This is a genomic window from Paraburkholderia ginsengisoli NBRC 100965, from assembly GCF_000739735.1.
GTDB classification, from domain to species: Bacteria; Pseudomonadota; Gammaproteobacteria; order Burkholderiales; family Burkholderiaceae; genus Paraburkholderia; species Paraburkholderia ginsengisoli.
Genome location: NZ_BBJF01000011.1, coordinates 78,949 through 96,749 on the forward strand (window position 1 = coordinate 78,949; position 17,801 = coordinate 96,749).

21 protein-coding genes are annotated in these 17,801 nt (G+C 61.3%); all 21 read left to right on the forward strand.

Going from position 1 to position 17,801, the window contains the following annotated elements; genetic code table 11:
- Positions 1 to 94 precede the first annotated feature (94 nt).
- The 21 genes from BGI01S_RS18960 (at position 95) to BGI01S_RS19055 (ending at position 17,606) form a co-directional block, all read left to right on the forward strand.
- Positions 95 to 823 carry a YebC/PmpR family DNA-binding transcriptional regulator gene (locus BGI01S_RS18960; protein WP_042327533.1) on the forward strand — a complete coding sequence of 243 codons (729 nt, stop codon included), beginning with the start codon at positions 95 to 97 and terminating at the stop codon, positions 821 to 823.
- A gap of 270 nt (positions 824 to 1,093) precedes the next feature.
- A complete protein-coding gene (gene purD, locus BGI01S_RS18965; protein WP_042327534.1) occupies positions 1,094 to 2,392 on the forward strand; it encodes a phosphoribosylamine--glycine ligase in 1,299 nt (432 codons plus the stop codon).
- Positions 2,393 to 2,621: 229 nt separating this feature from the next.
- Entirely contained in the window at positions 2,622 to 3,545 is a 924-nt protein-coding gene (gene hemF, locus BGI01S_RS18970; RefSeq protein WP_042327535.1) for an oxygen-dependent coproporphyrinogen oxidase, read from the forward strand.
- Positions 3,542 to 4,309: a nicotinate-nucleotide adenylyltransferase gene (locus BGI01S_RS18975; RefSeq protein ID WP_042327536.1), complete on the forward strand. Its 768-nt coding sequence runs from the start codon at positions 3,542 to 3,544 to the stop codon at positions 4,307 to 4,309. The genes hemF and BGI01S_RS18975 overlap by 4 nt, the downstream gene beginning before the upstream one ends.
- Before the next feature lie 4 nt (positions 4,310 to 4,313).
- Positions 4,314 to 4,772 (forward strand): ribosome silencing factor, encoded by a 459-nt coding sequence (gene rsfS / locus BGI01S_RS18980; protein ID WP_042327537.1) that lies wholly within the window; start codon positions 4,314 to 4,316, stop codon positions 4,770 to 4,772.
- A 49-nt stretch (positions 4,773 to 4,821) separates the two neighbouring features.
- A complete protein-coding gene (gene rlmH, locus BGI01S_RS18985; RefSeq protein ID WP_042327538.1) occupies positions 4,822 to 5,292 on the forward strand; it encodes a 23S rRNA (pseudouridine(1915)-N(3))-methyltransferase RlmH in 471 nt (156 codons plus the stop codon).
- A 256-nt stretch (positions 5,293 to 5,548) separates the two neighbouring features.
- Positions 5,549 to 6,178: a Maf family protein gene (locus BGI01S_RS18990; RefSeq protein WP_042327539.1), complete on the forward strand. Its 630-nt coding sequence runs from the start codon at positions 5,549 to 5,551 to the stop codon at positions 6,176 to 6,178.
- A gap of 9 nt (positions 6,179 to 6,187) precedes the next feature.
- A complete protein-coding gene (gene rng / locus BGI01S_RS18995; protein WP_042327540.1) occupies positions 6,188 to 7,657 on the forward strand; it encodes a ribonuclease G in 1,470 nt (489 codons plus the stop codon).
- 423 nt (positions 7,658 to 8,080) lie between these two features.
- Complete coding sequence (locus tag BGI01S_RS29700; RefSeq protein ID WP_084585422.1) at positions 8,081 to 8,881, forward strand: hypothetical protein; 801 nt, start codon at positions 8,081 to 8,083, stop codon at positions 8,879 to 8,881.
- A complete protein-coding gene (locus BGI01S_RS19005) occupies positions 8,871 to 9,302 on the forward strand; it encodes a DUF4279 domain-containing protein (protein ID WP_042327541.1) in 432 nt (143 codons plus the stop codon). The genes BGI01S_RS29700 and BGI01S_RS19005 overlap by 11 nt, the downstream gene beginning before the upstream one ends.
- Before the next feature lie 19 nt (positions 9,303 to 9,321).
- On the forward strand, positions 9,322 to 9,546 hold the full coding sequence (locus BGI01S_RS19010) for a PH domain-containing protein (protein ID WP_157004228.1): 225 nt from the start codon (positions 9,322 to 9,324) through the stop codon (positions 9,544 to 9,546).
- A 57-nt stretch (positions 9,547 to 9,603) separates the two neighbouring features.
- On the forward strand, positions 9,604 to 10,290 hold the full coding sequence (locus BGI01S_RS29705) for a hypothetical protein (protein ID WP_232624363.1): 687 nt from the start codon (positions 9,604 to 9,606) through the stop codon (positions 10,288 to 10,290).
- A gap of 123 nt (positions 10,291 to 10,413) precedes the next feature.
- Complete coding sequence (locus tag BGI01S_RS19020; RefSeq protein ID WP_042327542.1) at positions 10,414 to 10,830, forward strand: DUF4279 domain-containing protein; 417 nt, start codon at positions 10,414 to 10,416, stop codon at positions 10,828 to 10,830.
- A gap of 175 nt (positions 10,831 to 11,005) precedes the next feature.
- Complete coding sequence (locus tag BGI01S_RS19025; protein ID WP_042327543.1) at positions 11,006 to 11,227, forward strand: hypothetical protein; 222 nt, start codon at positions 11,006 to 11,008, stop codon at positions 11,225 to 11,227.
- Between the two features lie 245 nt (positions 11,228 to 11,472).
- A complete protein-coding gene (locus tag BGI01S_RS30295; RefSeq protein WP_157004229.1) occupies positions 11,473 to 12,009 on the forward strand; it encodes a hypothetical protein in 537 nt (178 codons plus the stop codon).
- 384 nt (positions 12,010 to 12,393) lie between these two features.
- The gene (locus tag BGI01S_RS19030; RefSeq protein WP_157004230.1) at positions 12,394 to 12,756 is read left to right on the forward strand and encodes a hypothetical protein; all 363 of its coding nucleotides are present in this window, start codon (positions 12,394 to 12,396) and stop codon (positions 12,754 to 12,756) included.
- Positions 12,757 to 13,231: 475 nt separating this feature from the next.
- Positions 13,232 to 14,041, forward strand: a complete 810-nt coding sequence (locus BGI01S_RS30770; RefSeq protein ID WP_052400497.1) for a hypothetical protein — start codon at positions 13,232 to 13,234, stop codon at positions 14,039 to 14,041.
- Between the two features lie 17 nt (positions 14,042 to 14,058).
- Positions 14,059 to 14,490: a hypothetical protein gene (locus tag BGI01S_RS19040; RefSeq protein ID WP_042327545.1), complete on the forward strand. Its 432-nt coding sequence runs from the start codon at positions 14,059 to 14,061 to the stop codon at positions 14,488 to 14,490.
- Between the two features lie 801 nt (positions 14,491 to 15,291).
- A complete protein-coding gene (locus BGI01S_RS31415; RefSeq protein ID WP_042327745.1) occupies positions 15,292 to 15,711 on the forward strand; it encodes a DUF4279 domain-containing protein in 420 nt (139 codons plus the stop codon).
- A gap of 218 nt (positions 15,712 to 15,929) precedes the next feature.
- Positions 15,930 to 16,355: a CopG family transcriptional regulator gene (locus tag BGI01S_RS19050; protein WP_042327546.1), complete on the forward strand. Its 426-nt coding sequence runs from the start codon at positions 15,930 to 15,932 to the stop codon at positions 16,353 to 16,355.
- A 96-nt stretch (positions 16,356 to 16,451) separates the two neighbouring features.
- Positions 16,452 to 17,606 (forward strand): extracellular catalytic domain type 1 short-chain-length polyhydroxyalkanoate depolymerase, encoded by a 1,155-nt coding sequence (locus BGI01S_RS19055; RefSeq protein WP_042327547.1) that lies wholly within the window; start codon positions 16,452 to 16,454, stop codon positions 17,604 to 17,606.
- Positions 17,607 to 17,801: the final 195 nt, after the last annotated feature.

Here is a 17,801-nt window from a genome sequence, read left to right on the forward strand (position 1 = left end):
GACAGTTTGACATCGAGGCGCACGCCAGCGCCCGACATCGCAACGACAATTGCACTATGCGTGCGCCCCGCTGGCGCGCGCGACGGAGAAAGGTATGGCGGGTCATTCGAAATGGGCCAACATCAAGCATAAGAAAGCAGCGGCCGATGCCAAGCGCGGCAAGGTCTGGACGCGGCTCATCAAGGAAATTCAGGTCGCGGCGCGCATGGGCGGCGGCGACATCGACTCGAACCCGCGTCTGCGGCTCGCCGTCGAAAAGGCGTACGACGCCAACATGCCGAAAGACAACGTCAACCGCGCGATCCAGCGCGGCGTGGGCGGCGTGGACGGCGCGAGCTACGAAGAAATCCGCTACGAAGGCTACGGCATCGGCGGCGCGGCGGTGATCGTCGACACGATGACCGACAACCGCACGCGCACGGTCGCGGAAGTGCGTCACGCGTTCTCGAAGAACGGCGGCAACATGGGCACGGACGGCTCGGTGTCGTTCATGTTCGATCACGTCGGCCAGTTCCTGTTCGCGCCCGGCACGCCGGAAGACAAGCTGATGGAAGCCGCGCTCGAAGCCGGCGCCGACGACGTCGTCACGAACGAAGACGGCAGTATCGAAGTGCTGTGCCCGCCGAACGATTTTCCGAAGGTGAAGACCGCGCTCGAAGCCGCAGGTTTCAAGGCCGAAGTGGCCGAGGTGACGATGAAGCCGCAAACGGAAGTCGAATTCACGGGCGACGACGCGGTGAAAATGCAGAAGTTGCTCGACGCGCTGGAAAATCTGGACGACGTGCAGGAAGTCTATACAAACGCCGCGATCGCCGACGAATGAGCGTGCTCCGGCAGCATGCGGCGCGCGGGTTCCCAGTGAACCGCGCCGCGCTGCCGGCTGGCCCTCGCGTTGTCGCTGAGCGGGCGTTTGAACAGGTTGGCGCGGTTGCGCCGCTGCCACGCCATCGCTACTCGGGTTCGCCCTCGCCCCGCCCCGCCAGCTTCGCTGGCGCCCGCGGACCAGGCGCGAATCTCGCTGTTATTCGCTGTTTATTGCACGGCTGAGCTTATCGCTTCAGCCGTTTATGGTTTTTAAGTCTCGGGGATTCACATGAAGTTACTCGTCGTCGGTTCCGGCGGTCGCGAACATGCACTCGCATGGAAGCTCGCGCAATCGCCGCGGGTTCAGCTCGTCTACGTGGCGCCGGGCAACGGCGGCACCGCGCAGGACGAGCGTCTGCGCAACATCGACATCACCGAGCCGGCCGCGCTCGCCGATTTCGTCGAACAGGAACAGATCGCCTTCACGCTGGTCGGGCCGGAAGCGCCGCTCGCGGCAGGCATCGTCAACCTGTTCCGCTCGCGCGGTCTGAAGATTTTCGGGCCGACCAAAGAGGCCGCCCAGCTCGAAAGCTCGAAGGACTTCGCGAAGGCGTTCATGAAGCGTCACGCGATCCCGACCGCCGAATACGAAACCTTCGCCGACGTTGCCGCCGCGCACGCATATCTGGACGCGAAGGGTGCGCCGATCGTTATCAAGGCCGACGGCCTCGCCGCCGGCAAGGGCGTGGTGGTTGCGCAGACGCTGGAAGAAGCGCACGCCGCAGTCGACATGATGCTGTCGGACAACAAGCTCGGCGATGCTGGCGCGCGCGTCGTGATCGAGGAATTCCTCGCGGGCGAGGAAGCCAGCTTCATCGTGATGGTCGACGGCAAGCACGTGCTGCCGCTCGCGTCGAGCCAGGACCACAAGCGTCTGCTCGACGGCGACCAGGGCCCGAACACCGGCGGCATGGGCGCGTACTCGCCCGCGCCGATCGTCACGCCGCAACTGCATGCCCGCGTGATGCGCGAAATCATCCTGCCGACGGTGCGCGGCATGGAGAAGGAAGGCATCCGCTACACCGGCTTCCTGTACGCCGGTCTGATGATCGACGCGCAAGGCAACCCGAAGACGCTCGAATTCAACTGCCGCATGGGCGACCCCGAAACGCAGCCGATCATGGCGCGTCTGAAGGGCGACTATTCGAAGGTGGTCGAGCAGGCAATCGCCGGCACGCTGGATACGGTCGAACTGGAATGGGATCGCCGCACCGCGCTCGGCGTGGTGATCGCCGCGCACAACTATCCGGACACGCCGAGGAAGGGCGACCGCATCAACGACATCCCCGCTGAAACCGCGGATTCGGTCACTTTCCACGCGGGCACCACGCTCGCCGACGGCAAGCTGACCACGTCGGGCGGCCGCGTACTGTGTGTGGTCGGTCTGGCGGATTCGGTGCGCAGCGCGCAATCGGTCGCATACGAAACGATCAACCAGATCTCGTTCGACGGCATGCAATATCGCCGCGACATCGGCTACCGTGCGCTGAACCGCAAGCACGACGCCCGCACCGAGGGCAAGCAGTAACCACCACCCCGCTCGCCCGCGCGCAGCGCCGACGGCGCTACACTGCGGGCGCGACACTGCAAGTTGCCGCGCCCCCGGCAGTCGGTGGGCCGGTCCGGGCAGGAGCCCGTCGCCCCAACGCGAAACACCGTACGGCCGCGCCTTCGCAGGTATCCCTTGACGCAGGCCCGGCCGTCGTTTCACGAAGAACCCGCGGTACGACGAGCGTGCCGCCCCAGCATCTGCATTCATGACTGATTCGAGCTACGACACACAGGCCGTGCGCAGTTGGCTGCAAGGCCTGCAAACGCACATCGCGGACACGCTCGGCGCGTTCGACGGCACGCCGTTCGCAACCGACGCGTGGCAGCGCGCGCCGGGCGAGAAGCTGCGCGGCGGCGGGTACACGCGGATTCTCGAAGGCGGCAAGTTCTTCGAGCGGGCCGGCATCGGTTTCTCGGACGTCGCGGGCGACGCATTGCCCAGTTCAGCGAGCGCGGCGCGTCCGCAACTGGCCGGACGGGGCTTCGAAGCGATGGGCGTATCGCTCGTGCTGCACCCGCACAATCCGCACTGCCCGACCGTGCATATGAATGTGCGTCTCCTGATCGCGACCAAGGCCGGCGAGGAGCCGGTATTCTGGTTCGGCGGCGGCATGGACCTGACGCCGTATTACGGCTACGAGGAAGACGCGCGGCATTTTCATCGCACCTGTCGCGATGCGCTGCAGCCTTATGGCGCGGACCTCTACCCGAGCTTCAAGCGCTGGTGCGACGAGTATTTCTTCCTGAAGCACCGCAACGAAGCGCGCGGCATCGGCGGGATTTTCTTCGACGATTTCTCGGCGCCGGGCTTCGATCAGTCGTTCGCGATGATGAGGAGCGTCGGCGACGCGTTTCTCAAAGCGTACCTGCCGATCATCGAAAAGCGCCGCAACATTCCGTACGGCGAAGCGGAGCGCGAATTCCAGGCGTACCGGCGCGGCCGCTACGTCGAGTTCAATCTGGTCTTCGACCGTGGCACACTGTTTGGACTGCAGAGCGGCGGACGCACAGAATCGATCCTGATGTCGATGCCGCCTGTGGTGAACTGGCGCTACAACTGGCATCCCGAACCGGGTACGCCGGAAGCGCGTCTTTACAGCGATTTTCTCGTGCCGCGCGAGTGGGTGTGACGCGTGCTGCGCGCGGCCATCACGCAGCTACGATCGAGGACCTTCACCTGAAGCCGAACGCTCATCCTGTCGCGCTGCCTCGCCGGATCGGTCTGCTGGGCGGCACCTTCGATCCGATCCACGACGGTCACCTGGCGCTCGCGCGGCGTTTCGCCGACGTGCTGCAACTGACCGAACTGGTGCTGCTGCCGGCCGGCCAGCCGTGGCAGAAAGCGGGCGTATCGCCGGCCGTGCACCGGCTCGCGATGACACGCGCAGCGGCCGGCACGCTCGCGCTGCCGGGCGTGACGGTGCGCGTCGCGACCGACGAGATCGATCACGACGGCCCGACTTATACGATCGACACGCTGCAGCGCTGGCGTGAACGCGAAGGTAAGGACGCATCGATTGCGCTTCTGATCGGCGCGGATCAACTCGTGCATCTCGACACATGGCGCGACTGGCGGCGCCTGTTCGACTTCGCACACATTTGCGCGGCCACCCGGCCCGGTTTCGACCTCGCGTCGATTCCGCCGGCGGTCGCTCTGGAAATCGACGCGCGCCGTGCCCGCGCCGACGTTCTGCAAGCCACGCCCTGCGGCCACTTGCTGATCGATACGACGCTTGCGTTCAACGTTTCGGCCACCGACATTCGCGCGCATTTGCGCGAACAGGTGAGCCAGCGGCTTGCCCTGACGGGCGGCGAACAGCAGGACGAGGCCGCGAGCCATGTCCCCACCGCGGTGTGGGACTATATTCTTCAACATCATCTGTACCACCGGTAACCCCATGGATATTCGCAAACTGCAACGCGTGATCGTCGACGCTCTCGAAGACGTCAAGGCGCAAGACATCAAGGTGTTCAACACCAGCCACCTGACCGCGCTGTTCGATCGCGTGATCGTCGCGAGCGGCACCTCGAACCGGCAAACCAAGGCGCTCGCCTCGAGCGTGCGCGAAAGCGTGAAGGAAGCCGGCGGCGAGATCATCAGCACCGAAGGCGAGGACATCGGCGAATGGGTGCTGGTCGATTGCGGCGACGCGATCGTCCACATCCTGCAACCGGCGCTGCGCCAGTACTACAACCTCGAGGAAATCTGGGGTGAGAAGCCGGTGCGCCTGAAGCTGTCGACGCCCGATCCGTTCGGCGGCGCGCGTTCGAGCGAGCCCGACGAGGAAGAAGACGAAGACGGCGAAGCGGCCGCGGCGAAGAAGCCCGCGCGCAAGACCGCTGCGCGTCGCAAGTAAGCCGGCTTTGCTGGCTGGCAAGTTGTAGACCTCGTTCATTGCCTCGTTGATGAAACTGCACATCCTCGCCGTCGGCCACAAGATGCCGGACTGGATCGCCACCGGCTTCGACGAATACGCGAAGCGCATGCCGCCCGAGCTGCGCATCGAACTGCGCGAGATCAAGCCCGAGCAGCGGTCGTCGGGACGGTCGGCGGAAAGCGTGATGGCCGCCGAGCGGCAGAAGATCGAAGCCGCGTTGCCGAAGAACGCGCGCATCGTTGCGCTCGACGAACGCGGCAAGGACTGGACCACCATGCAACTGGCCAACGCGCTGCCCACCTGGCAGCAGGACGGCCGCGACGTGGCCTTTCTGATCGGAGGCGCTGACGGGCTCGATCCCGATCTGAAGGCGCGCGCCGATATGCTGTTGCGCGTGTCGAGCCTGACCTTGCCGCACGCGATGGTGCGCGTGCTGCTCGCCGAACAGCTTTACCGCGCGTGGACCATCACGCAGAATCACCCCTATCACCGCGTGTGAGCGCGCGAGCCGGCTGAGCGGCCGCGAGGCTTTGGCCTTGCGATTGCGGGCTTGTGGTCCGCTTTGTTACCCGCCTCGGTCGACGCGTCGGCGGTCCTGGCATCGCCTCGTGTCGCGAGTGGCCTGTTGCCGTGATGCGCGATCGACGAATCGATCGACGCAACTGATCGACGCAATCACGTGACCCGACCGCTCGACGCGCGCTTGCCTCGCGCTCATCGCACATTCCCTGCAATCCGCTTCATCGAGACCGTTCATGCCCACGCCCGCCGCCTCGCCGCATCCGTTCGTCTACCTCGCTTCGCAAAGCCCACGCCGCCAGGAATTGCTGCAACAGCTCGGCGTGCGTTTCGAACTGCTGCTGCCGCGTCCCGACGAAGATGCCGAAGCGCTCGAAGCCGAGTTGCCTGGCGAATCCGCGCACGACTACGTGCAGCGCGTGTGCATCGCGAAAGCGCACGCCGCGCGCGAGCGCCTCGTGGCCGGCGGCCACACGGCGCGGCCGATCCTGGTGGCCGATACGACCGTCACGATCGACGACGCGATTCTCGGCAAGCCCGTCGACGCCGACGACGCCGTCGCGATGCTCACGCGTCTCGCGGGCCGCGCGCACGAAGTGCTGACGGCCGTCGCCGTGATCGATGCCGAGGGCGCGTTGCTGCCCGCCGCGCTATCGGTGTCGAAGGTGCGCTTTGCTGCGCTGCACGCCGACGCGATCCGTCGTTATGCGGCGAGCGGCGAGCCGCTCGGCAAGGCGGGCGCGTATGGCGTGCAGGGACGCGCCGCGGAGTTTATCGAGCATATCGACGGGTCCTATTCAGGTATCATGGGTTTGCCGCTTTTTGAAACCGCTGCCCTCCTGCGTGCAGCGCGCATCGACTTCTAAAATAACACCATGAATGAAGAAATCCTGATCAATGTCACGCCGCAGGAAACGCGCGTCGCGCTCGTCCAGCAAGGCGCAGTCCAGGAACTTCACGTCGAACGAACGCTGTCGCGCGGACGCGTCGGCAATGTCTATCTCGGCAAGGTCGTCCGCGTGTTGCCGGGCATGCAATCCGCCTTCATCGACATCGGTCTCGAACGCGCCGCGTTCCTTCATGTAGCCGATATCTGGCATCCGCGCATTGCCGGCGAGCCGCAACATCAGACGCCGCATCAGCCGATTGAGAAGATCGTCTTCGAAGGACAAACGCTGATGGTGCAGGTCGTGAAGGATCCGATCGGCACCAAGGGCGCGCGGCTTTCGACGCAAGTGAGCATTGCCGGGCGCACGCTCGTGTATCTGCCGCAGGAGCCGCACATCGGCATCTCGCAGAAGATCGAGAGCGAAGCCGAACGCGAAGCGGTGCGCGCGCGTCTGACCGCCGTGCTGCCCGCCGATGAAAAAGGCGGCTACATCGTGCGCACGATCGCCGAGGATGCGACGAGCGAAGAACTGGCCGGCGACGTCGCATATCTGCGCAAGACGTGGGCGACGATCATTTCGCAAGGTCAGCGCATGCCGCCGACGAGCCTGCTCTACCAGGACCTGAATCTCGCGCAACGCGTGCTGCGCGATTTCGTCAATGACGAGACCTCGCGCATTCAGGTCGACTCGCGCGAGACGCATCAGATGCTCGCCGACTTCGCGGCGGAGTTCACGCCGGCGGTATCGTCGAAGCTGCATCACTACACCGGCGAGCGGCCGCTCTTCGATCTGTACAACATCGAAGCCGAGATTCAGCGCGCGCTGTCGCGCCGCGTCGATCTGAAGTCGGGCGGCTATCTCGTGATCGACCAGACCGAAGCGATGACCACTATCGACGTGAACACGGGTGGTTATGTCGGCGCACGCAATTTCGACGATACGATCTTCAAGACCAACCTCGAAGCCGCGCACACGATCGCGCGGCAATTGCGGCTGCGTAATCTGGGCGGCGTGATCATCATCGATTTCATCGATATGGAAAACGCCGAGCATCGCGACCAGGTGCTGGGTGAGTTGAAGAAGGCGTTGTCGCGCGATCGCACGCGCGTGACGGTAAATGGCTTCTCGCAACTCGGGCTGGTGGAGATGACACGCAAGCGCACGCGCGAGTCGTTGGCGCATGTTTTGTGCGAGCCGTGTCCGGTTTGCCAGGGCAAGGGGCAAGTCAAGACGCCGCGCACGGTGTGCTATGACGTGCTGCGCGAGATTCTGCGCGAGTCGCGGCAGTTCAATCCGCGCGAGTTTCGCGTGGTGGCGTCGCAGCAGGTGATCGATCTGTTTCTCGAAGAGGAGTCGCAGCATCTGGCGATGCTGATCGATTTCATTGGGAAGCCGGTGTCGTTGCAGGTGGAGTCGAATTTGAGTCAGGAGCAGTACGATATCGTGCTGATGTAGCTTAATTGACGTTTATTTACGTTTATGTGAAATCGCCGAAAGCCTTTACTGGCGGGCGAATCATGGAAAATCAAGTTAATTGCCGTTGATCGCCGTACGATGGAAGCGCGCCTCTGATGGGTGGCTAGAAGTGACACTGGGCATACTCGACGTATCTCGTAAACAACTACCGTCGCCAAGACTGTATATTTGTGTCCGCAGCCGTTCTAGGGCCGCTCTCTCCGTCAAGAGAAGTCCGCCGCACGGGGCCGGAAATACCGTGCACACGCCATCAGCCAGGAAAGACCGATAAGACAAAGCCGACCCGCAATGGTCGGCTTTTTTCTTTTATTTCGAGCTACTGAGCATAGCCGATCTATCTCGTAAACAACTACCCTTCTCGATCTGCTAGGTTTACGCCGTCACAAGATACAGGACGGGGTAATGGGCGGCACTGAACTGAAAACAGACGCTTCGCAGCGGTGGATGATGTACAGCAAGGATGCCTACGGGAGTGGGCGAATCTTTCTTACTACCGAGCAGAAACAGGCGGTCGAAGAAGGCAAAAAGTTCTCCCAACGTGCATACGCGGATGTATGGGCAAAGGATGCCGCGCTCGTGCAGCGCGTCCGCTCATTTCTCGGGGCGCACTTCCACTGGCACCAGCGGCTGGCGAAGGTCGGCCCGGACCTGGAAGTCATCCAGACCTTGCAGTCCATGATTCGCGGCGAGAGCGTCGTGTTAGTCGCCGAGCAATCCCACTCAGGAGGCTCCATTGCGGCCGCTACCCCGGCACAGCCGAAAATGCCCAGCTTTCGCGAATCGTTGATGACCGAATACGGCATGACTTACGACGCTGCGACGGCCTACATCGACCGCTATAACGACATGGTGGACCGCGTCAATGCGGTTACTACCCGCTATGCAAACGGCGCCGCTTCGTCGTTGGCTGATACCGTGGACGATTTGACGCAAAGCGCTACACCGCTCGGCGATGCGCAGCCGTTCGAGTACATACCGGACGCGGTAAGCGGAGATGTTGAGGAACTGGCAGCCTCGACGAACAGCCCGAAGTTCGCCGCGAAGATGCTTGGTTACGACCAGAACACGTTCAGCAAAATGCTGCACATTTTCAAGCCGGAGAACGGTCTGCGCCCATCGGATAACGTGATTTTTCACGATGACGGAGGCGTCGAATTCAACGGGCAACTGCTTGATGACAACATCCACAACTATGCACCCTAATTCCTCAAATACTTCACCGCTTGCTCACGCGACGTTCATCATCAATGGAGACGCCGTATCGCCGGATTTTTGGACCGACTATTTCGGCGTGACGCCGAGCCGGAGTAGAACGATGGGAAAGCCGTTCCTTTACCCATCTGGCAAGCTCAGTGACCATCCTGCGAACCGTGGCTCATGGGCGTTTGAAAGCGAGCGCGCAGTGCGAAGCGACCATCTTGAGCCACACCTTCGATACCTGATAAAGACGCTCGCATTGCCGCGCGGGGGCATTCGCGACCTCGTTTGCCGGGATGGAGTGGCGATGTCGATCTGGTGCTACTGGATGAACGAGACCGGCGACCGCGTGCCCGATGTGCCTGACGACATTCGGGCGATGATGGAAGCCATGGGCGGCACCATCGAGATTGACGAATACCGATAAAAAGGAGCAGGCCCACACGATGTTTGATTTTAAGAATGCCAGCAAGCAGGATCTGAAAGTAGAGTACAACCGCATCGCTCGCGAGATCGGTGACGACCAGTTCTTCACGAAACAGGAGCTGAATCACCTCCCTGAAATTCTCATGGATGGCGAGCAGGTTCTAGCTTTTGCGTCAGGGGTTATGGACAACAGCACATGGCTGATTGCCTTGACCGATCATCGCGTGATCTTCCTAGACTCGTAAACAACTACCCTTCCCGATCTGCTAGGTTTACGCCGTCACAAGATACAGGACCAGGCAATGGGCGGCACTGAACTGAAAACAGACGCTTCGCAGCGGTGGATGATGTACAGCAAGGATGCCTACGGGAGCGGGCGCATCTTTCTTACTGCCGAGCAGAAACAGGCGGTCGAAGAAGGCAAGAAGTTCTCCCAACGCGCATACGCCGATGTATGGGCAAAGGATGCCGCGCTAGTGCAGCGCGCCCGCTCATTTCTCGGGGCGCACTTCCACTGGCACCAGCGGCTGGCGAAGGTCGGCCCGGACCTGGAAGTCATCCAGACCTTGCAGTCCATGATTCGCGGCGAGAGCGTCGTGTTAGTCGCCGAGCAATCCCACTCAGGAGGCTCCATTGCGGCCGCTACCCCGGCACAGCCGAAAATGCCCAGCTTTCGCGAATCGTTGATGACCGAATACGGCATGACTTACGACGCTGCGACGGCCTACATCGACCGCTATAACGACATGGTGGACCGCGTCAATGCGGTTACTACCCGCTATGCAAACGGCGCCGCTTCGTCGTTGGCTGATACCGTGGACGATTTGACGCAAAGCGCTACACCGCTCGGCGATGCGCAGCCGTTCGAGTACACACCGGACGCGGTAAGCGGAGATGTTGAGGAGCTGGCGGCCAGTACAAACAATCCGAAGTTCGCGGCGAAAATGCTTGGTTACGACCAGAAAAAATTCTGGCGATATCATGCATAACTTCAAGCCGGACAACGGCTTGGGGCCAGCGGATAACGTTATCTGGCACGACAACGGCGCCGTCTATTTCAAAGGAAACTTCATCGCCAACTTTCACGATTGGGCCAACTGACAGGACCGCCAATGACAGACCATCAACTTGCATACGCTACCTTTCACGTGATGGGAGACTCTGTAGTCCCTGCCTTCTGGACCGAGTACTTCGGGGCCACGCCTGACACAGCGATTGCGAAAGGCGAAGCGTTCACCACGCCGTCGGGCAGAGTCAACCGCGTGCCTGGCCGTGTGGGTCTGTGGGGCTTTGCGAGCAAAAGCTTCGTTCACAGTGATTTGCTCGAGCCGCATCTACGCTTTCTGGCCGAACGACTTAACCTCACGCGGCCCGGCCTTCGTGAAACACTGGAGCGCGAGGGCGTAAAGGCCCGGTTCTGGTGTTACTGGATGAATGAGACCGGCGACCGCGTGCCTGATGTGCCTGATGACATCCGCGCAATGATGGAAGCCATGGGCGGCACCATCGAGATTGACGAATACCGCTAGGGCACTTGCGCTACCCAGGCCCAGATACGCCCTAACCTGCCTGCGGCGTCTGACGGGTCACCTCGACACCATTAGGCCGACGGGCTCGCGATTGATAGCAATTGATAGCGTGCAAGCACGCTTCGCCTTGCGACCTATGATGTAAGCGACACCCTTACCTCAAAGGCAGGCCATCATGAGCCGGGATGTGTTGGGAGCGGGACGACGCGAGGCCGTCCGGCGTGCGGCATACAGCCTTGCCGACAGCGGCAAGTATGCCGACTGGCGGGCTGTCGAAAAAGCGATTCGTGCCCGCTATGGCGTGCTGGACGCTCACCAGTTGCTAGGCAACCCGCTCGTGCGTACCAGCATCGACCAGCGGTGCGCCGCCGCGCGGCCGAAACCGCACGCGGCATGACTGCCCATGAGCGAGAACCCGATCGGCCACGGGTGGCCCGTTGGGCTTTCTGCATTCTCGCGGCCGCCCTTTTCTCGCTGATTGCTATCGGTGCGACTTTTGCTGAGATTTGGGCATCGCGAGGCGATTGTCCGTAGCACTGTCATCGATACCGGACAGGTCTGCCGAAGCGATCCGCATGCGCCGTCTTCTTTCCCGCTCGGTTCGATCCCGGCCGTCGCGGGGACAATCCGCGCTCATCCCCATTGATCGCAATCGCGCCTATTTTGGGTAACCACGATGTCCTCCTGGACTGGGAAAGCGGTATTCACCAATATCCGGCGTCGGCCTTCGATAGAGCAATAATCGACGTCGGCGAAACTTTAACGAACTATTCGATTCGGGGTTGGCACTGCACCCGCCTGACTGACACAGAAGTTGCATCGATCCTCGCCGACGGCATGCACCTGCCCAATCTCGAAATACTCCGTCAAAGGATCAATACCCTGGTGGCCGCCGGATTACTCTCGCCAGACGTCGCCGAGCGCCTGAAAACACGCAACCAGGCGGACCAATCGAGTAGAGCAGGTAAATTGTGGTTTTGCTTCTTCGCTCCTAAGCTCGCTGGAGAACATGGAATTGGCCGCTTCTTCCGTCATTGGGGTGGCGAGGCTCTGTATAACTCTCATGAGGCTGACAGCGTCACGTCGCCGGTAATACGCACAATTGGCGCTCCGCGCGTTGTCGCCGCAGACATCCCATTGCTTCTCTGTCCAGCACGTTTGGATTGGCCACCCATGTGACACGCCGCTTCCTGACTGAGCGCGGCCATGATATGGAACGGACGGAAAGACAAGAGGGTCATGTTGTCCACCCTCTGCCGTCGAGCACGATTCGCGAGGTCGATGTAGGGACACTGATCCTTCAATGGCAACGATTTCCGCGTTTTTCTCACCTACGAAAACTCGCTAGCTACCCATCCGGGTCTTGACATAAAGAAGAGCCCGCGCGAATCGAATCCGCGGGCTCCGTTTAAATACAGTGCTGTCCGCAAGACCGGCGATCCAGCATTAAGTTTGCGGGTCGTAGTGACTCTATCGAGCGCACTACTAAGTTGTCGCTGTCGTCCATGCCCCGCGTATGTATTGGGTTTCCGCGTAGTAGCATGTGGTTTTTCGGAGGCTCATGTGACAACGATGGACGAAGCGCGCCGCGCGAAACTGATAGAACGAGTGACGGCTGAAGCAACGGCTTTCTTCCAAACCCATCCCGACCGAAAAATGTACGCCGCCTACCTCGGTGACGCCAAGCCGGGCGCGTGGGCGTACCTCGTGATGGAGCGAACTGGACCCTATGGCGGGTTCGAGTTTGAGCCGCCTGGCGAGGAGTTCACACGCGATCAATTCACTACGCTACTGAACGCGATGCCGCGCGGCGAGCAGGTAATGAAAGATGCGGTCGACCGTGTTGGCGGAACGGTGCGCGCTGGCGTGGATGCGATCCTCCAACGCGCCTTGGCTCGTGCTACGCCGAGCCCGACGCCGCATTGATCTTCCTGATCGGGCGCAGTTTGGGGCGGAGGCGCTCAGCCTCCGGCAGCGCCATGCTAGCCAACTGATGACGCCAAACGCGCACCGTCCCGTCAGGGCGCCGATCTGCCGGAATCCCTGCGGCAAGTAATGTCGCGAGTTGCTGATCCGCATTTCATCTTCCAAGCATAGCCGCCCTAGTCACTCATCCGTTTTGTGATCCGCTTGTCCGCACGATCGTCGATCTAACCCTGAAGCAGGCGCTGAAGCTCAGCAATCGCTTGGGGCGAGTAGCCGTCTGATCCGAGGGATACACTTCTCTATCGCTGACTGACGCGAATCGGGTACAGGCCCCGCACGAACGGACAGCCAGGACAGACTGACATGAGGCAGCCGACCCGCGATGGTCGGCTCTTTCGTCTCTGCGACTATCCCAAAAACATAGCCTTCCAACGATCTGCTAGGTTTACGCCGTCATAAGCGACAGGACCCGGCGATGGGCAGTACTGAACTAAAAACAGACGCTTCGCAGCGGTGGATGATGTCCAGCAAAGACGCGTACGAAGGTGGGCGCATCTTTCTCACAACAGAGCAGAAGCAGGCAGTTGAGGAAGGCAAGAAGTCCTCCCAGCGCGCCTACGCCGATGTATGGGCAAAGGATGCCGCGCTCGTGCAGCGCGTCCGCTCGTTTCTCGCGACGCACTTCCACTGGCACCAGCGTCTGTTAAAAAGCGGCACGGATCTGGAAGTCATCCAGACCTTGCAGTCCATGATTCGCGGTGAGAGCGTCGTACTAGTCACCGAGCCATTTCGCTCAGCTGGCTCCGCTGCGGCCGCTACGCCGGCGCAGCCGACAATGCGCAGCTTTCGCGAATCGTTGATGACCGAATACGGCATGACTTACGACGCTGCGACGGCCTACATCGAAAGCTATAACGACATGGTGGACCGCGTTAATGCGGTGACGGACCGCTATCCGAACGGCACCGCTTCGTCACTGGCCGACGCCGTGGACGACGATCTGACGGAAAACGCTACACCGCTCGGCGATGCGCAGGCGTTTGATTATCAGCCAGCCGATGTGCCAGAAGGTACTGTATTCGACCTTGCCAAGACTCCCAATGAAGGCGATCCGGGCACGTGGTACACGAACCGCGGAAGCGGCCAGATGCGCCTGTATGGAGACGATCGCAAGGCGGCTGTCGATTTTGATTTTGACCACGACCACGGACAGGGGGCTCCGCACGCGCACAACTGGAATAATGGCGCGCGCGGCCCCGGACTCCCCTTTTCTCTATTGCCGTAAGCTTTACAGGAGCTTATATGGATACGGGTACATACACCGATATTCGAAACGTTGCAGACTTCCCGAGCTTTCACGATGCGGAGCTATCCGGCATCGAGCACAATCCCGAGACGCGCTCCCTTGAGCTTCGCTTTCGCCGGGTTGGCGGCGAAATGGAGGTGCTAAGGTTTTCTGGCGTGGTAAGCCAACGCGTGATTGATTTCGCCGGACAGAATGTTGCGTCGAGGCTTCTAATCTCGCCGAGATATGCCTTTACATCGGCTGAGGCTCGGACGTGGGTTCAGTGGATCGACAGTCGAGATGATTCGAAGGGCGCAGCCATAGGCGAAGACAAAGGCGAAGAGTACGTCAGGGATTTCCGAGCCGGGCGACGGGTACTGTTTGTTCTTGAACCATCGTGCGGAGCAGAGTTAGCGGTCTTGTGCGAGTCCGTTTCACTCAAGCAATGATTTGCTCACCCACGAAAAAACCTACCTGCGCGGGTGGGCTTTTTCGTCCCCGCCCGTCGCTGCGAACCGAGCGGGCCTTTGCATTAGCTGTGCATTAGCAGACAAGACCCCATACAGCGCCAGTGACATACGCAAAAACGTCGCCCTCTGCATTCGCTACCGCGCTCGTGCAGCGCGTCCGCTCGTTTCGCGGGACGCACTTCCACTGGCACCAGCGTCTGTCAAAGAGCGGCACGGATCTGGAAGTCATCTAGGCCTTGCAGTCCATGATTCGCGGTGAAAGCGTCGTATTAGTCACCGAGCCATTTCGCTCAGGTGGCCGCTGCGGCCGCTACGCCGGCGCAGCCGACAATGCGCAGCTTTCGCGAATCGTTGATGACCGAATACGGCATGACTTACGACGCTGCGACGGCCTACATCGAAAGCTATAACGACATGGTGGACCGTGTTAATGCGGTGACGGACTGCTATGCGAACGGCGCCGCTTCGTCACTGGCCGACACCGTGGACGACGATCTGACGGAAAACGCCACACCGCTCGGCGATGCGCAGGCGTTTGAGTACACGCCGGACGCGGTGAGCGGTGACGCCGAGGAACTGGCCGCCAGCACGAACAATGAGAACTACGCGGCCAAGATGCTCGGCTATGACCGCAAGACCTTCGGCGACATGATTCACGCGATGAAGGATTACAACAAGCTGCGGGGCGATGACAACGTCATTTGGCACGACAACGGCGACGTATCCTTTAACGGCGGCATTATCGACAACATGCACAGTTGGGGCACCCTGAGAAAGCACATGACATACGAACATCAAATGGCCCATGTCTCATTTTCCATCTATCAAGACGCGAAGCCACCTGAATTCTGGACGAACTATTTCCACATCCCGCCCGATACGGCCGTTTCTAAAGGCGATCCTATTCCCGACCCTACCGGGCAAAACCGCGCGTTGGCGCGCCGCACCGGCGTATGGGGCATACACAGCAAACCGCATATCCGAAGCGATCTCCTGGAGCCTCATCTCAGGTATCTGGTCGAGCGTCTGGCCCTTCCTCGCTCAGACTTGCCCGAGCTACTCAGGCGCACCAACGCGCATATGCGCTTCTTTTGCTACTGGTACAACGAGAGCGGAGACCGCGTGCCCGACGTGCCTGGCGACATCAGGACGCTGATGGAAGCAATGGGCGGCACCATCGAGATTGACGAATATCGATAAAAAGGAATGAGACGTTCCCGGCCAAAAAAGGCGACGCGATGTCCTTCGATACGCCGCGCATCGGCCGGTGGCGCTAGCGCCTAGCGGAACACTCGTCCTTACCCCACTTCTCCGCCCTCCGACCCCCAATTTTCCCTTTGACTCCCCGCGCTCAACCGGCGTATAACCATCCCAATGGATGTTAATTGGATGGCATCCGGATGCTCAAAGGAGTGCAAATGGCCAAACTCAACCTCGTCGACAGCTCCCGCCCCAAAGGCGGCGAGACCGAGAAAATCACCATCAACCTGGGTCCGATCGACCTCGGCCAGATCGACCTGCTGGTCGAAGAAGGCTTTTACTCGAACCGCACCGACCTGATTCGCACTGCGATCCGCAATCAGCTCGCGGTGCACGCGCAGGTCGTCACCGAAACGGTGACGCGACGCGCGATGGTGCTCGGCTTGCAGCACTTCTCGCGACAAGACCTCGAAGCCGCCCAGGCCGCGCACGAACAGCTCGACATTCACGTGCTCGGCCTCGCCAGCATCGCCGCTGACGTGTCACCGGAACTGGCGGCGGCCACGATTGCATCGGTCGTCGTGCTGGGTGCATTCCACGCATCGCCGGCCGTCAAGGCGGCGCTCGCCGGCCGCATCAGTTAGGCGCTTCACCCGACTCATCATGTGGCTGAACCGGTGGTTCGTTACCGGCTCATTCACGCCACCCCGCAAGTCAACGCAAGGCCAACGCGAACCATCATGAACATGAACGAAGATTTTCTGAAGTCGATGACAGACGCCTTCGAACTGCTACGCTCGAAGGGCCCCAACGAAGCGACCGCCGCAGTCCAACGCGCGCTCGCAGGCGCCAACGTTCAGGCAGGCCCGGCGCACGCCACCCACACACGGACGACCGCAAACGACTGGGCGCAAGCCTGGGCCAAGGTTCAAACGCAAACGCAACCGCAACCGCAAGCCCAGCCATCGGCTCAGGCGCAGCGCTACACGTATACGGGCCCCAAGCCGCACGCCCCTGCGCAATACACCGTCGACGCCGACACACCCGGCACCTTCAGCACACACACCTTCAGCAACAGCGCGGGTCAGCGTCAGTACAAGCTGTACGTGCCGGCCGTCTATAACAACGAGCCGGTGCCGCTGATCGTGATGCTGCACGGCTGCACGCAGAACGCTGACGACTTCGCGGCCGGCACGCGCATGAATGAAATGGCCGAGCGTCACGGCTTTATCGTCGTGTATCCGAATCAGTCGCAGACGGCCAACCATTCGAAGTGCTGGAACTGGTTCAAGCCTGCCGATCAGCAGCGCGATCAAGGCGAACCGTCGTTGATCGCGGGCATCACGCGCGAGGTAATGACGCGCTATCGCGTCGATGCCGCGCGAGTGTGCGTCGCGGGTTTATCGGCGGGTGGCGCGATGGCGGACATCATGCTGAAGACCTCACCCGATCTGTACGCCGCCGCCTGCGTGCATTCGGGTCTCGCCTCCGGCTGCGCGAAGGACCTGCCGTCGGCGCTTGCCGCGATGAAGGGCGGCAAGCCGCCTCGCAGCCGCGCGCGCAGCATGCCGCAGCGTCCACTGATCGTGTTTCATGGTGACGCGGACACGACGGTGCATATGTCGAATGCGCTTGAACTCGTCGCGTCCTTCGATGCAAGCGCCACGACTGCGAGCGCGCCGTCGGCTTCGATCGACGGAGCGGGCAAGCATCGCGGCGCGACGTTGCAACGGCTCGTCGCGGCCAACGGCATCGAAGCGGAGTACTGGTCGATTCACGGCGCGGGACACGCGTGGGCCGGCGGTAGTCAGCGCGGGTCGTATACGGATCCCGCGGGACCCGACGCCACGGCGGAGATGCTGCGATTTTTCCTCGCTCATCCACGCGCGCAATAAGCAGCATACGGGCGACGAGAAAACGTCGCCCGTATGCTCGAACGGATTCCATGTTCTTCAATGCGGCGACCGTAAGCACGAACACCGCAGCGGTTCATGAGAGGGCGAACGTCGAGATGGAATCGCGCGCATCATTGGCAGATAAAGCAAGGCGCGCCGCGCGTCCCTGCCTCAAGTCTCATGCCATGCAACCAC